This window comes from Vibrio sp. 704 (assembly GCF_033339295.1).
In genome coordinates, this window is record NZ_JAWOUH010000436.1 from 1 (window position 1) to 703 (window position 703).

General features: G+C 45.4%; 1 protein-coding gene. It reads left to right on the forward strand.

Going from position 1 to position 703, the window contains the following annotated elements:
• On the forward strand, nt 1-703 hold a 703-nt coding region (locus R7R24_RS26950; protein WP_318120156.1), incomplete at both ends, for an EAL domain-containing protein.

The following is a 703-nucleotide window of genomic DNA, read 5'->3' on the forward strand; positions in this document are numbered from 1 at the left end:
GCCGCACAAGAATCAAAACGTCGCGGCAAAGACATTATGTCCGTTTACGATCCCGCATTCGATGCGACGGTGAAACAACGACTTTATATCGAAAGAGAACTGAGTCGCTCCATCCACGACTTATCTCAGTTTGAGCTTTGGTATCAACCTAAATTTGACCTTAAGACCTACCAGTTGGTTGGGGTTGAAGCATTAGTGCGATGGAATCATCCCGAGAAAGGCTACATTGGCCCTGAACAGTTTATTCCGATTGCAGAACAAAACGACTTGATTCTCGATCTTGGTGAGCATTTGATCGAAACCGCGATCAAGCAAAGAGCGGAATGGGCAGAAGCATTCGACCATGATTTTCATATCGCGTTGAACTTGTCCCCACGACAAATCTACCGCCAGGACCTTAGCCTCATATTTGAGCACTTTTTATCGCAATACAATGTATCCGCAAAAGACATTCACGTAGAAGTGACGGAGTCACTTTTGATGGACGACATCGAAAAAGCCCACTTCGTTTTGCGCAAACTGCAAGCCACTGGTATTGAAGTCTGGTTAGATGATTTTGGTACTGGCTATTCTGCCCTGTCCTATCTTCAACAAGTTCACTTTGATGGGCTTAAAATCGATCGCTCGTTTATCGCACAAACCCAGCAAGACAACAAAGATGACTCTCTGGTACGCGCCATCATTTCAATGGCTCACAACCTCG